Raw genomic sequence first — 13265 nt, forward strand, 5'->3', positions numbered from 1 at the left:
CGGCGCGATCCGCGCCCACCTACGGCCCGCGAACCGGTTCCGGCGAAGGAGATGGTCCGTTTCAACGTCTTCCGGCCCGACGTGCCGGGCACCGGCCCGGCCCGGCTGCTGCCGGGCATGCCCAGCGGCCCGCAGCACTACCCCGCCCCGGACCAGCGGGACTTCTTCGCCGCCGGGCTGGCGCCCGTCGCCACGCCGGTCCGGGCCCGCTGACCCCGCTCGGCGCCCGGCGCCTGCGCGGCACACGCACCGCGGGGCCCCGGGTGGGCTGTGCACCCGGCGGCCGACGCTCAGCGGATCCGCGCAGCGCCCCGGGAGCCCTCCGCGGTGGGCAGCGTGATCCGCAGGGCCGCCCCGGGGCCCGGCCGGTCGAGCACCGTGACCCCGCCGCCGTGGGCGGCCGCGATCTCGCTGACCAGGGCCAGCCCGAGCCCGTAGCGGCGCTGCCCATCCGTGGCCCGCGCCCGCCCGGACACGAACCGCTCGAACAGCCGGGGTGCCAGGGCCGGGTCGATGCCCGGCCCGTCGTCGGTGACATCGATCAGCGCGTGCCCGTCACGAACGGCGAGGGTGACGCCGACCTCGTGCCGGGCGTGCCGCACGGCGTTGTCGACCAGCGCGGTCAGCGCCCGGCGCAGCGCGACCGGCGACCCCGGCACCCGCAGCGGGTCGGCGGGCTCCGGGCCGCTGAGCCGGACGTCGTGCTCCGCGGCGGCCGGGCCGGCTGCGTCGAGGACAGCGGCGGCGACCTCGGCCAGGTCGACCGGTTGCCGGGACCGCGCGGCGACCGGGTCGGCGGCCAGCAGGAGGTCCTCGAGGATCTCCCCGAGCCGGGCGCTGTCGGCGACGATGCCGGTGGCGTCCGCCAGCGCGGCATCGGGGTCCGCGCCACCGCGCAGTCGTCTGCGCAGCAGTTGGGCGCGGGTGCTCAGCAGCGTCAACGGGGTGCGCAGTTCGTGGCCCGCATCCGCGACGAAGCGGCGCTGCAGCGCGAGCGCCGCCGACAGCGGCCGCAGCGCCCGGTGGCCGAGCCACGCCCCGGCCAGGGCAGCCAGCAGCAGACCGGCGATGCCGCAGGCCAGCATCGTCGTGATCAGCCGGTCGCGTTCGGCGTGGTTCGCGCTCAGGTCCAGCACGCCCTGCACGACCGTCCCGTCGTGCTGGCGCGCCGTCTCGATGAGGTACGCAGCGGCGCCGACCCGCCGGTCCACCACCTCGGGTGCCCCACCGGCGGCGGCCCGGGTGAGTGCCTCGGAGTCGGGCAGGCCGGCCGGCAGACCGGGCGTCGTGGCCGACCCGGCCGGGCCGCGCAGGACGAGCCAGACCCCGGACGGCGGGTCGGTCGTGTCGTCCGCGCGGGTCACCGCGGCGTTCAGCAGCGTGGTGGCCGCGGTGTGCTGGCTGTTCACCACCACGAACACGGCCGCGGCACACAGCAGCACCACGATCGCCGAGACGAGCAGCGCCGCCTGCAGGCCCAGCCGCATCGCCGCGCGCCGCAGCAGAACGGCCTCGGCAGTGGCGCCCCTGCTCACGGGCGGGGGCCCCGGCCCAGCCGGTAGCCGCGGCCCCGGACGGTGTCGACGACGCCGCGGCCGAGCTTGCGCCGCAGGTAGTGCACGTAGGTGTCGACCACGATCGGGCTCTCCGCCTCGGAGAACACCGTGGCCAGCAGGTCGTCACGGCTGAACACCTGGCCGGGGCGACCGGCCAGCGCGGCGAGCAGCGCGCACTCCCGCTCCGACAACCGGACCGGCCCGGGCAGATCCGGGTGGTCCGGGCCGGGGTGCACCTCGCGGGTGTCCAGGTCCAGCCGCGCCGTGCCGATCGGCAGCACCCGTGCGGTGTCGAGATGCCTGCGGCGCAGCGCGCGGAGCCGGGCCAGCAGCTCGTCGATGTCGAAGGGCTTGGCCAGGTAGTCCTCGGCGCCGGCGTCGAGGCCCGCGACCCGGTCGGCGGGATTGCCGAGCGCGGACAGCACGAGCACCGGCGTGGCGATTCCGTGCCGGCGCCAGCGGGTCATCAGATCGAGCCCCTCGATGGCGGGCAGGCCCCGGTCCAGGACGATGACGTCGTAGCGGCGGGTGAGACCGAGGTGCAGCCCGCGCTGGCCGTCGGCGGCCTCGTCGACCTCGTAATCCTCGTCGGTGAACAGCTCGGTGAGCATGCCCCGCAGCTGCGGATCGTCCTCCACCAGCAACAACCGGGCCCGCGCGGCGATGCGGGGAGCGATCGGGTCCACGGCCGCCATCCTGGTCCCCGGGCGCGACGGTGCGCCAGCGGGTGCCGCCCGCCCACACCGCTTTCAGGTCTTCCGGCCCTGCCGGCGGTTTCCCGCCACCGCGACCGTTGGCCCGGTGGCCTCCGGGCCACGCGCACGGTGGCCGAGCTGCTCGGAGGAGGCAGGCGATGGCCCGATGTGGCGTGTGCGGCAACGATGACGACCAGGCCTTCGAGGTTCGGGTGCAGGACGCGGTGCACGTCTTCGACAGCGTCGAATGCGGTCCACCGGTTGGCCCCCCGGTGCGAGCATCGCGAGTGCGCGATCATCGGTCACGGGGTCCAGGTGAACGGCCACATCTACTGCTGCGCCTCCTGTGCCGCGAGGGCCGGCGCAACCGGGCTGCGCGACCGGGTGTAGCGCCCGTCGTCAGCGTCCCCCCGATGCGATGCACCCTGCCCAGGTGCCCGGTCGGCGGACGCCGCCGCGACGCCGGCGATGTGCCGCTGCACCCGGTCGCCGGTGGGTCGGTCGGCGGGCCCCGTCGAGCCGCATCGGCGCCGGGGCCGGGGTTCAGATGTCCACGGTCGCTTCGCACGACCAGCCGGCCCGGTCGTGCCCGAGCCGCAGCCGGTGCATGGTCACGGCCTTGGGCGCGGGACCGATGATCTCCACGTCGGCGAGGGGAACGAGCCCGAGGTGCAGCCGTAGACCACTCGCGGTGGGCTCGGCCCGGACGCTGACCGGCACGGCACCGTCGGTGTCCAGGAGGAAGATCGTCTCCTCGAGCGCGCTCAGGAGGGCGTCCTCGTCGGTGCTCGCGTGGATCTCGGCGAGGGCCGTCCGCTGCGGGGCCCGGCCGGTCACGTCGGCGAAGGCGGCCACCAGGGCGCGGACCGCCTCGGTCACGCATTCCTCGCGGCTGGGGGCCCAGGCCTGCAGCCGCAGGTCCGCCGTGTGGGGCAGGCTCCGGTGGCCCCGCCTGCCCTCGGCCCCGCCGGCTGGTGGGGAACTCATCGCTGGGCCACCTCCATCGAGCCGCTCCTCCCGCCCCGCCGCCCGGCGTCCCGGCGACCACGCCCAGGGTCCGGCAGCCGGGCCCGGGTGCCCAGGGGGCGCACGCCCTGTGTTCATCGGGCACACGCCCTGGTCCCGGGCTGGTGCGGCGAAGGAGCCCGGCCGGTGCACCGGTCGGGTCGAGCGTCGGAGGAACGGTCATGGTCACCGCGGCAACGCTGACCCTTGTCGAGGAGACGCCTTACCGCTGGCGGCTGGACCGGCGGGGTGCGATGCGCGTCCCGGGCATCGTGTTCGCCACCCAGCGGCTCCTCCCGGAGCTGGTGGGGGACCGCTCGCTGGAGCAGGTGGCGAACGTCGCGACGCTGCCCGGCATCGTCGTGGCCTCCTACGCCATGCCGGATGTGCACTGGGGGTACGGCTTTCCCATCGGAGGGGTCGCCGCCACCGACGTGGACGACGGCGGCGTGGTCTCCCCCGGGGGTGTCGGCTTCGACATCTCCTGCGGGGTCCGGTTGCTCGTGTCACCCCTGCTGCGCCACGAACTCCGGCCGCACCTGGCCGACCTCATGGACGCGCTCAGCCGGCGCATCCCGCGCGGCCCCGGGCCCGGCGGGGTCTGGCACCTCTCCGGCGGCCTGCGCGAACTCGAGGAGGTGCTCCGGGGCGGCGCCCGCTACGCCGTGGAGCGCGGGCACGGCGTCCCCCGCGATCTGAGCCGCTGCGAGGACCAGGGCGCGGTCGACGAGGCGAACCCCGCACAGGTCAGCGTCCGGGCGCTTCAGCGGGGGCTCGGTCAGGTCGGCAGCCTGGGTTCGGGCAATCATTTCCTGGAGGTGCAGGCGGTCGACGCCGTGTTCGACGAGGCCGCCGCAGACATCTTCGGACTGCGCATCGACCAGGTCGGTGTGATGATCCACTGCGGCTCGCGCGGGCTCGGGCACCAGATCTGCTCCGACCAGGTACGGGTGATGGCTGCGTCGATGTGGCGGTACGGCATCAGCGTGCCCGACCCGCAGCTGGCGTGTGTACCCGTCCGGTCCCCCGAGGGTGCGGCGTATCTGGGCGCGATGGCCGCCGCCGCGAACTACGGGCGGGCCAATCGGCAGCTGCTCACCGAGGCCACCCGCGAGGCCTTCGGCCTGGCGACGGGCACGTCCGGGCTGGACCTGCTCTACGACGTCTCGCACAATCTGGCCAAGCTCGAACGGCACCCGGTCGACGGGACCGAACGCGTGCTGTGCGTGCACCGCAAGGGCGCGACCCGGGCCCTGCCTCCGCTCCACCCGGAGCTGCCGCCGGACCTGGCACGAGCCGGCCAGCCGGTGCTGGTGCCCGGCTCCATGGGCACCGCCTCCTACGTGCTCGCCGGCACCCGCGACGGTGCGGCGTTCCACTCCACCTGCCACGGCGCCGGCCGGGTGATGAGCCGGCACGCCGCACTGCGCGCGATCACCGGACGAGAGCTGCGGCAGGAGCTGGAGAGCGCCGGAATCGCGGTCCGGGGTACGACCCAGCGGGGCCTGGCCGAGGAGGCGCCGTTCGCCTACAAGGACGTCGACGAGGTCGTCGGCTGTTGCGAGCTGGCCGGCCTGGCCCGCCGGGTAGCCCGGCTGCGCCCTCTCGGAGTCGTGAAGGGCTGAGGTCACCGCCGGCGCGGCCGCGTCGTCCCGGGCCGGCCCGCCGCCCGGCTCGGCCGGCCCGCGTCACTCGCTCGCACCCAGCGGGATCTGATGCGCATGCCGGGCGGCCCGGCCGGCCGGCGGCTCCTCGGCCAGCACCGTCTCGATCTGACCGGGCGAGCAGTGCCGGTCCGGCGCCGTGGTGACGGCCCCGGCCGCCTGCCGCGCTTCGGCCAGGGAGATCCGGGCCCGGTGACGTCCTGGCTCAGCGACATGGTGAAGCCCCGTTCCGGCGCCTTCCCGCGCCACTTCGCGGTGATCGTGTTGAGCTGCGTGGTGAGCGTGGGGGAGGCGTCCGACCCGGCGATGATCGCGAACCGGTGGCGTCGTCCGGCCCGGCGCACCGCGGCCCGCAGGCTCTTGCGCCCGGGCCCGTCGATGCTGAACGTGTCGCAGTGCAGAATCGCCTCGTCACCGAGAGGTAGAAGGTCCGCAGCCCACGCGAGACGTAGAACTCGGCGTCGCTCTCCCGGACCGCGAGGAACGCCGGCTCGCAGGCCCGCGGCGTGCACATCGTCAGGAACTCCTCGACGACCCGGGCGCACGACCCCGCCGGCTAGGGGCCGACGGGCTCGTCGGGCAGCGCCGTGCAGTCCCGGCCACCGGCGCACACCGGGAACTCCCGGTGGTGTGCCAGCCACAGGCGGATCAGCGACGCCTCCAGGTCGCGCAGGTCGAGCCCGGCCTGCCCGGCGACAGCGCGCAGGCGTTCGAGTGGTTGATCCTGTGTGCCGACGAGCCCGGCGTGCTGCGCCGCCTCCGCGGCGCGGTCGTCCGGCGGCGGATCGACGTCCGGCCAGACACCGCGCAGCTCGCGCAGGAACAGTGACACGGTGACCGGCCCCCACCCCGGTAGCTCGTCCAACGCGGCGCGCCGCTCACCGAGGCTGCCCTTGCCCAGCATGTCGATCCGGAGGCCGCGCAGTGTCGCCGCGAGCTTCTTCAGGCGCAGCGCCGTGCGGTAGTCGTACCGGGCGTACCCGCCGCGGTCCAGCAACTCGACGAGCCCGTTCGTGCTCGTGGCGTCGACGTCGGTGAGCGTGCCGACACCGGAGGCGGCCAGCAGACGGTAGGTCCGGACCGCGATCGCGGTCGAGATCCGGGTACCGAACAGCGTCGCGGCCAGCAGCCACCGCTCGATCTCCCGAGGACCGCGGTCGACGGCGATCCCCATCTCGGTCGAGAACCGTCCGCCGTAGGTCTCCACCAGGCGCTGAGCGCGGATCGACACATCGGTGACGTCCGTCCTGCGGGTTGGCATACGACCTCCTCCGTACTCACAGGCATGGGCGGCCCAGCCGGTGTACGCGATCCGGCCCGGCCCCACCGGCTCAGATGGATGTACCGCAGGCCCGGCGATCGCGCCCGGCCCGGCATGCTCCGACCCGCCGTGTGGCGAGGACATCCGGTCAGACGCTGGGCTGCGGCGCCGGGACGAGGTGGTTGACGAACCAGTCACGCGCGAGCCCCGCGGCCTGGTCGAGTGTCCCGGGCTCCTCGAACAGGTGAGTGGCGCCGGGGACGACGGCGAGCCGGTTCTCACCGCGCATCAGGGCCTGAGCCCGCCTGTTGAGGTCGAGCACGGCGGTGTCGTGGCCGCCCACGATGAGCAGCGTCGCCGCGCGCACCTCGCCCAGCCGCGGGGCGGCCAGGTCGGGGCGGCCTCCGCGGGACACGACCGCAGCGACGTCCGCGTCCGGAGCCGCGGCGGCCCACAGCGCCGCCGCCGCACCCGTGCTCGCGCCGAAGTAGCCGATCGGGAGGTGCCGGCACGACGGCTGGCCGCGCACCCACGCCACCACCTCGGCCAGCCGGCCGGCCAGCAGTTCGACGTCGAAGACCATGGCCCGGCTGTGTTCCTCCTGCGGGGTCAGCAGATCGAACAGCAGCGTCGCCAGGCCCGAGCGCTGGAGAATCCCGGCGACGTAGCGGTTACGGGGGCTGTGCCGGCTGCTGCCGCTCCCGTGCGCGAACACGACGAGTCCGGTGGCGTGCTCCGGCACGGTGAGATGCCCGGCCAGCCGCACCGGCCCGGCGGCCACCTCGACCTCCTCATCGACCGCCCGATCGCCCGGGGACGGATCGGCACCGGCGGCCGCCGCCGGCGCGGGGACCGCCTGCGCAGAGCGCTGCAACAGCTCCACGACCTGCTCGTCCGAGACCTGCCGGAAGTCGAGGTAGAACTGCCCGACGGCGAAGAACCACTCGGGGGTCTCCAGGCACACCATCTCGTCGACCTCGCCGCGCAGCCGGAGGGCGCTGTCGGGCGAGCAGACCGGCACCGCGAGCACGACTCGAGCCGCGCCCTGGGCTCTGGCCACCTGACACGCGGCCCGGGCCGTCGAGCCGGTCGCAATCCCGTCGTCGACCACGACCGCCGTGCGGCCGGCCAGCGACAGCCGGCGCCGATCCCGGCGGAAGCGCCGGGCCCGCCGCTCGAGCTCGGCTTGTTCCGAGCGCTTCACCTCGGCGATCTCGGCCTCGCTCACAGCAGCCATCTGCAGCACGCGCTCGTTCAGCACGAGCACGTCGCCCTCGCCCACCGCGCCCATCGCGAGCTCGGGCTGGTAGGGCAGACCGAGCTTGCGCACGACGATCACATCCAGTGGCACGTCGAGTGCCTGGGCCACCTCGAACGCGACCGGAACCCCACCCCGGGGCAGCCCCAGTACGACGACGTCCTGCCCCTGAAGGTGCCGTAGCGCCTCGGCCAGCTGCCGCCCGGCCTCCATACGATCGATGAACGGCATCACGGCCTCCCTCGCTCAGGCGGTCATTGTTCGGGGCGCGGGCTCGTGATGACAGGGACGTTGGACCCGGTGGGCGGGAGCACCCCGGCAGCTCGGCTTTCCGCGCCGGCGCGGACCGCCGGCGCGGACCACGCCGTGAAACGGCGCTCACCGGTGCGGGATGCGGCCATCACGGTGGCTCCGGCCAGGCCACCGAGTCGACACCACCGGATGCCGCGGTTCGCGTCAGCCGATGTACGGATCCTGCCGGCCGAGACCTTCGGCGACCTCCTGCGGGTCGAGGTTGAAGCTCCGCAGGAGGTCGGCGTCGCGTTCGGTGTCGACGTGCTCTGGAAGCTCTGCATGGGCGCGGTCCGCCGCCTCACGGCCGCTCTCGGTAGCGATCCGCTCCACCACCATGCCCTTGGGGATGTGCATGACGTCAACCTCCTCTGCGCGACGTTCTCGGTCAGTGTTGTTCAGTCACCGGCAGGTGCCGCAGCAGCGAATGTCCCGCCAGGAGCAGGAGAGACTGTGGCGATGTCGGGGACCTACGGCTCTGTCTGCCGGCGACGAGTCGTCGGGCAGCACTGCCGGGCGATGGCCGGCCGGCCGCTCGAGCGGATCTCCACGGCCTTGCGTTCGCTCCGGTCGAGCTCCGTCGGCGTGTGACTCACCGGCCGAGGCGGTATGTCCGGCCCTCGACGTCCCACTCGCCGAACGGCGGGAGGCGTCCGTCGTCCAACGCCCGGATCGACGGCCGGCCGATGTGTGCGAAAACCAGGCGGCACAGCACCCCCGCACCCCGGGGCACGTAGCCGGGGCGCACCACGTCGACCGCCACCGTCAGCCCCATGCGTCCCAGCAGTGGGGTGCGTCAGGGGAAACGGCAGAGCGCCCCGATGCCCTCCAGTGGTGCCTCCGGGCCACCGGTGGGCGCCAGGACGCGGACGCCGGCCCCGCTCAGCAGCGCCGAGCGCACGGCGACGTCGACCAGGGGGCCGCCTTCCGGGTGCAGCCCGGCACGCTCCAGCAACTCCGGCTCGGCGGCCACGTCCGCCGGGCCCGGGCCGTACCAGGCCATACGGGGCTCCCCGGTGTCCGGGGTGAGCAGCAGGATCCGGGCGCGGCCCTGTGCCAATGCCGCCAGGGTGGGCTCCACACCGTCTACGGCGCACCCACCCGGACGCCGTTCCTCGTCGAGCTGGCCCAGCAGCAGAGCGGTCTGCGCCGCCACCGCCAGACGTACGTCGTCGGCGACCTGCTCGGCTCGCAGTTGCCACGATCCGTCGGGGCTGCGGCCGCCGGAGACGCGGTGGATGACGATCTTGTGCTTGATCTGCGTGGGCAGGTGCTTCTCCAGGTACTGCAGCGCGCGCACGTCCCCGGCGAGGATCAGGAGCCGGATGGCGTGCCGGCGGATGTGGGGCGCCAGTACCTCGGCCACCCGGGTGGCGTTGTGCTCCCAGGAGTCCTCGGCCCGGTGCTGGTAGCGGCCCTGCGCCCAACCTCCCGGCGCGTTGCGTTCGATCTCGTCGTCCGGGCCGCTGACGGCCTGCCGGACCGGGGTGGCCGTGCCACCCGGGTGGACGGTGATGTCGGCGCCGGTGCGGTCCACCAGGGCCACGACGTAGGGAGGCCGGTTCTGCAACCAGTCCAGGAGCGGCAGGAAGTGCGGCAGGCCGCCGTACCTCGCCAGGTCCGGCTGGTCGGCTTCGGACATGTGCGCGCTGAGCAGGACCTCGTCCCCGGCGACGAACGTCGCGAGCACGCCGGACCCCGGTACGGCCCCCAGGACACGGCCCCGCACCGTCTCGATCGTCGTGTCCCCGGCACCGTGGTGGGCGAGTTCCCTGGCGATCACATGCCAGCGCGGCAGCGCCTCTTCCTCTCCCGTCGCCCGAAGGCTGAAGTAGACCGACGCGATCGGGCCGGGCCGGGAGTACATGTCGCGCAGCACGTGGGTGCCGTGGCTGGTGAGCTTGTGCATGACTGCACCGTCGGTCGCGGCGATCGGCACGGTAAGAGCCCAAGGGCGATCCATCGGGGGTCCGAGGTCCATCGGGTACGGGCGCCGACCTCGGGGCCGGCCTCGCCTGCCGGATCCCGAGGCGATGGTCAGGACCGGACGGGCACCATCGCCCCTGTTCCGGTTCGCTGCGCTGGACGTCCGGGCGACGGCTTCCTCGGTGCTCAGCAGGGGAGCGCGGTGCCGGCTGACGGTGAGGGGGAGTGTGTGGTGGGCCAGGTCCTGCGGGCGCGGGTCGACCTGGGCCAGGCGGTAGCCGGTCGGGCCGTCGCGACAGAGCCCAGCGTCGGTGACCGGCTCAGGAGGTTGGTGACGACGGGTCCCCTTCGCCCCGAGCGATCGGAGCGTCGGCCGACCGAATGGCGTGCACGAGAACAATGCGCGCGGCGCGAATCGGGCAGCATGGTGCCATGCAAGAAGGATCAACCTGCGCCACCTCTTTCGCCTCGCTGTACCGGCACGGCTTCGTGCGCGTGGCGGTGGCCGTCCCGGAAGTGCGCGTGGCTGATCCCGCATTCAACGTCGAGCGGTCGCTGGACCTGGCGCACAGGGCGGCGCGCGAGGGCGCCATCATGACCGTGTTCCCGGAATTGGGCCTGTCCTCGTACAGCGCAGAGGACCTGTTCCATCAGGACGCCCTGCAGGATGCGGTGGATACGGCACTGGATCGGTTCGTCGAGGAGAGCAGGCGGATAACCGGAGTGCTCGTCGTCGGCGCCCCGATGCGACTCGACGGCCGCCTGTTCAATTGTGCTGTGGTCGTGCACCGCGGTGAGATACTCGGCGTGGTCCCGAAGAGCTATCTGCCCAATTATCGGGAGTTCTACGAGAAGCGGCAGTTCGTCGCGGCCCGGGACACAACGGTCGACCGGATTTCGGTCGGAGGGCGGTCGGTGCCGTTCGGTAACGACCTGCTCTTCGACGCGTCTACCGTCGCCGGGTTCGTGTTCCATGTCGAGATCTGCGAGGACGGCTGGGTGCCGATGCCGCTGAGCGGATACGCGGCGCTGGGCGGGGCGACGGTGTTGATCAACCTCTCGGCGAGCAACATCGTGGTCGGCAAGGCCGACTACCGGCGGCAGTTGTGCACGGGGCATTCAGCGCGCTACATCGCCGGCTATCTCTATGCCGCGGCGGGTTCCGGTGAGTCGACGACGGACCTTGCATGGGACGGGCACGCGCTGGTCTGCGAGAACGGGGAGGTGCTCGCCGAGAGCGAGCGCTTCGCCGGTGGAGGGCAGCTGGTCACCGCTGATGTCGATCTCCAGCGGCTCGCGGCGGATCGCATGCGCATGACGAGCTTCACCGACAATGCGCGCGATCACCGGGACCGGTTGCGGCTGTTGCGCCGGGTCACGTTCGCACCGACGCTGCCGGACACGGTGGTGCGACTGCGTCGCGAGATCGAGCGGTTCCCGTACGTGCCCGCCGACCCGGCCGGGCGCAACGAGCGGTGCGCCGAGGTGCATCACATCCAGGTGCAGGGACTGGTCACCCGGCTCGCGGCGACAGGCCTGCAGAACGTCGTGATCGGCGTGTCCGGCGGGCTCGATTCCACCCAAGCCCTCATCGTGGCGATCAGGAGCATGGATCGGCTCGGCCTGCCCCGCACGAACGTGCTGGCCTACACGATGCCCGGCTTCGCCACGAGCTCCCGCACCCTGACGAGCGCGCGGCGGCTGATGAGCGCCCTCGGCACGACCGCACACGAGATCGACATCAGGCCCTCGGCGATGCAGATGCTGCGCGACCTGAACCACCCGGCAGCGTACGGAGCCGCCGTCTACGACGTCACGTTCGAGAACGTGCAGGCCGGCGAGCGCACCTCCCACCTGTTCCGCCTGGCCAATCACCACGACGCCCTCGTCGTCGGTACCGGCGATCTCAGCGAACTGGCCCTCGGCTGGTCGACCTACGGTGTCGGCGACCAGATGTCGCACTACAACGTGAACGCCTCGGTACCCAAGACGCTGATCAGGTACTTGATCTCCTGGGTCATCGAGACCGGGCAGTTCGGCCCCCAGGCCGCCGCGGCGCTGCAGGCCGTGCTGGACACCGAGATCTCACCGGAGCTGATTCCGTCCCCGGACCCGGCCTCCGCGCAACCGATGCAGAGTTCCGAGGCCGTCGTCGGCCCCTTCGACCTCCAGGACTTCCACCTCTACTACCTCCTGCGCTTCGGCTACCGGCCCAGCCGCATCGCCTACCTCGCCCAGCACGCGTGGAGCGATCGGACCCGGGGCCGATGGCCCGACCTGGTCCCGCCCGACCAGCGCCATGAGTACGACCTGGCCACGATCAAGCGGTGGCTCGAGGTGTTCCTGCGCCGTTTCGTGCAGACCAGCCAGTTCAAGCGCAGCGCCCTGCCGAACGCCCCCAAGGTCGGCTCCGGTGGGTCGTTGTCCCCGCGGGGCGATTGGCGAGCACCCAGCGACGCCAGCGCGCAGGCCTGGATCCATGAGCTCAGCCACGACGTACCCGGCTGAGGAGGGGCCGGCCGGTGCCTCGTGAGCGGGGGCCCTCGGTCTCTTCGCACCCGCTGGACCGTCTTCTCTCCGATGCGCGGGAGCGCCATCCCCGGGTGCCGGTGCGTCACGTGGTGGCCGTCGACCGGCCTGCGCAGGCGCTGCTGGACGAGACCGTCGGCGCCACTCTGCTCGTGGTCGGCCGTCACGGGCGTACCCGAAGCCCCGAGGCGCCGCTGGGGCCGGTGAGCCACGCCGAGGTGCACCACGCCCGCTGTCCCGTCACCGTCGACGGCCGACCCGCGTGGCCACGAGGGCGAGAGGTGCCGGTCCTAGGAGCGGGCCGCCAGCAGCGCGGCGCCGATGATGCCGGCCTCGTTGCGCAGCGTCGCCGGCACGATCGGGGTGCGGATCTGCACGGCGGGCAGCCACTTCTCGGCCTTCTTGCTGACCCCGCCGCCGACGACGATCAGGTCGGGCCACAGCAGCGCCTCGACGTGGCTGTAGTAGCGGGTCAGCCGCTGTGCCCACTCCTCCCAGGACAGCCCCTCGCGCTCGCGCGCCGAGTCGGCGGCCCGCGACTCGGCGTCGCAGGAGTCGATCTCGAGGTGGCCGAGCTCGGTGTTGGGCACCAGCACTCCGTCGACGACGAGGGCCGATCCGATTCCGGTGCCCAGCGTCGTGACCAGCACGACGCCCTTGTGGTCCTTCGCCGCCCCGAACCGCACCTCGGCGGCCCCGGCGGCGTCGGCGTCGTTGATGACCAGGGCCGGCCGGCCGGTCTTGGAACGCAGCAGTTCGTGCGCGTCGACGCCGATCCAGGACGTGTCCACGTTGGCCGCGGTCTGCACGATCCCGTGCTGCACGACGGCCGGGAACGTGCAGCCGAACCGGTCGTCCCAGTCGAAGTGGTCGAGCACCTGTCCGACGGCCTCGGCGACGGCCTCCGGGGTGGACGGCTGCGGGGTCGGGATCCGCACGCGTTCGGCGGCGAGCTTGCCCTTGTTCAGGTCGACCGGGGCGCCCTTGATGCCGGACCCGCCGATGTCGACGCCGAATCCGAGGTGCTTGTGCTTCTTCGTCACGGTGCCGATCCTCCCGCCTGCGTCGCGTCGATCGTCC

13 protein-coding genes and 1 pseudogene are annotated in these 13265 nt (G+C 73.2%); 4 read left to right on the forward strand and 10 right to left on the reverse strand.

From position 1 onward, the window contains the following. The first annotated feature begins 51 nt into the window (after positions 1 to 51). The gene (locus HF526_RS09940) at positions 52 to 213 is read left to right on the forward strand and encodes a hypothetical protein (RefSeq protein ID WP_169381082.1); all 162 of its coding nucleotides are present in this window, start codon (positions 52 to 54) and stop codon (positions 211 to 213) included. Between the two features lie 77 nt (positions 214 to 290). On the opposite strand, the gene HF526_RS36870 is transcribed toward HF526_RS09940, so the two are convergent. The 3 genes from HF526_RS36870 to HF526_RS09960 all read right to left on the reverse strand — a co-directional run bounded on the left by HF526_RS36870 (position 291) and on the right by HF526_RS09960 (position 3238). Beyond that, complete coding sequence (locus HF526_RS36870) at positions 291 to 1535, reverse strand: ATP-binding protein (RefSeq protein ID WP_169381083.1); 1245 nt, start codon at positions 1533 to 1535, stop codon at positions 291 to 293. Then, the gene (locus HF526_RS09950) at positions 1532 to 2242 is read right to left on the reverse strand and encodes a response regulator transcription factor (RefSeq protein WP_338051392.1); all 711 of its coding nucleotides are present in this window, start codon (positions 2240 to 2242) and stop codon (positions 1532 to 1534) included. Before HF526_RS09950 ends, HF526_RS36870 begins: the two co-directional genes overlap by 4 nt. Before the next feature lie 552 nt (positions 2243 to 2794). After that, positions 2795 to 3238 carry an archease gene (locus tag HF526_RS09960; protein ID WP_169381085.1) on the reverse strand — a complete coding sequence of 148 codons (444 nt, stop codon included), beginning with the start codon at positions 3236 to 3238 and terminating at the stop codon, positions 2795 to 2797. A 200-nt stretch (positions 3239 to 3438) separates the two neighbouring features. Here HF526_RS09960 and HF526_RS09965 point away from each other — a divergent pair, with 200 nt between their 5' ends. After that, positions 3439 to 4881, forward strand: a complete 1443-nt coding sequence (locus HF526_RS09965; RefSeq protein WP_169381086.1) for an RtcB family protein — start codon at positions 3439 to 3441, stop codon at positions 4879 to 4881. Positions 4882 to 4883: 2 nt separating this feature from the next. Here HF526_RS09965 and HF526_RS37360 read toward each other — a convergent pair whose 3' ends face one another. The 6 genes from HF526_RS37360 to HF526_RS09995 form a co-directional block, all read right to left on the reverse strand. Next, on the reverse strand, positions 4884 to 5561 hold the full coding sequence (locus HF526_RS37360; RefSeq protein WP_420821606.1) for a phosphatidylglycerol lysyltransferase domain-containing protein: 678 nt from the start codon (positions 5559 to 5561) through the stop codon (positions 4884 to 4886). Continuing rightward, positions 5477 to 6181: a hypothetical protein gene (locus tag HF526_RS09975; RefSeq protein ID WP_169381088.1), complete on the reverse strand. Its 705-nt coding sequence runs from the start codon at positions 6179 to 6181 to the stop codon at positions 5477 to 5479. The genes HF526_RS37360 and HF526_RS09975 overlap by 85 nt, the downstream gene beginning before the upstream one ends. 148 nt (positions 6182 to 6329) lie before the next feature. Continuing rightward, complete coding sequence (locus tag HF526_RS09980; RefSeq protein WP_169381089.1) at positions 6330 to 7670, reverse strand: phosphoribosyltransferase; 1341 nt, start codon at positions 7668 to 7670, stop codon at positions 6330 to 6332. A gap of 225 nt (positions 7671 to 7895) precedes the next feature. Beyond that, positions 7896 to 8087, reverse strand: coding sequence for a hypothetical protein (locus tag HF526_RS09985; RefSeq protein ID WP_169381090.1), 192 nt, complete (start codon positions 8085 to 8087; stop codon positions 7896 to 7898). A 235-nt stretch (positions 8088 to 8322) separates the two neighbouring features. Next, a complete protein-coding gene (locus tag HF526_RS09990) occupies positions 8323 to 8505 on the reverse strand; it encodes a hypothetical protein (RefSeq protein ID WP_169381065.1) in 183 nt (60 codons plus the stop codon). A 21-nt stretch (positions 8506 to 8526) separates the two neighbouring features. After that, a complete protein-coding gene (locus HF526_RS09995) occupies positions 8527 to 9639 on the reverse strand; it encodes a baeRF2 domain-containing protein (protein WP_169381091.1) in 1113 nt (370 codons plus the stop codon). Positions 9640 to 10088: 449 nt separating this feature from the next. Here HF526_RS09995 and HF526_RS10000 point away from each other — a divergent pair, with 449 nt between their 5' ends. Then, a complete protein-coding gene (locus HF526_RS10000; protein ID WP_169381092.1) occupies positions 10089 to 12164 on the forward strand; it encodes an NAD(+) synthase in 2076 nt (691 codons plus the stop codon). A 14-nt stretch (positions 12165 to 12178) separates the two neighbouring features. Continuing rightward, positions 12179 to 12421 (forward strand): annotated as a pseudogene (locus tag HF526_RS35255) (universal stress protein); the annotation flags it as partial. A gap of 54 nt (positions 12422 to 12475) precedes the next feature. Here HF526_RS35255 and ppgK read toward each other — a convergent pair. Continuing rightward, positions 12476 to 13228, reverse strand: a complete 753-nt coding sequence (ppgK, locus tag HF526_RS10010; RefSeq protein ID WP_169381093.1) for a polyphosphate--glucose phosphotransferase — start codon at positions 13226 to 13228, stop codon at positions 12476 to 12478. Positions 13229 to 13265: the final 37 nt, after the last annotated feature.

The organism is Pseudonocardia acidicola (assembly GCF_012911935.1).
In the GTDB taxonomy this organism is placed as follows: domain Bacteria; phylum Actinomycetota; class Actinomycetes; order Mycobacteriales; family Pseudonocardiaceae; genus Pseudonocardia; species Pseudonocardia acidicola.

Bases quoted from the DNA above. Each gene is read 5' to 3' on its own strand.
- HF526_RS09965 (WP_169381086.1), top strand. From the start codon at position 3,439: ATGGTCACCGCGGCAACGCTGACCCTTGTCGAGGAGACGCCTTACCGC.
- HF526_RS09960 (WP_169381085.1), bottom strand. From the start codon at position 3,238: ATGAGTTCCCCACCAGCCGGCGGGGCCGAGGGCAGGCGGGGCCACCGG.
- HF526_RS10000 (WP_169381092.1), top strand. From the start codon at position 10,089: ATGCAAGAAGGATCAACCTGCGCCACCTCTTTCGCCTCGCTGTACCGG.
- HF526_RS09940 (WP_169381082.1), top strand. From the start codon at position 52: ATGGTCCGTTTCAACGTCTTCCGGCCCGACGTGCCGGGCACCGGCCCG.
- HF526_RS09995 (WP_169381091.1), bottom strand. From the start codon at position 9,639: ATGCACAAGCTCACCAGCCACGGCACCCACGTGCTGCGCGACATGTAC.
- HF526_RS09985 (WP_169381090.1), bottom strand. From the start codon at position 8,087: ATGCACATCCCCAAGGGCATGGTGGTGGAGCGGATCGCTACCGAGAGC.
- HF526_RS09975 (WP_169381088.1), bottom strand. From the start codon at position 6,181: ATGCCAACCCGCAGGACGGACGTCACCGATGTGTCGATCCGCGCTCAG.
- HF526_RS09980 (WP_169381089.1), bottom strand. From the start codon at position 7,670: ATGCCGTTCATCGATCGTATGGAGGCCGGGCGGCAGCTGGCCGAGGCG.
- HF526_RS09990 (WP_169381065.1), bottom strand. From the start codon at position 8,505: ATGGGGCTGACGGTGGCGGTCGACGTGGTGCGCCCCGGCTACGTGCCC.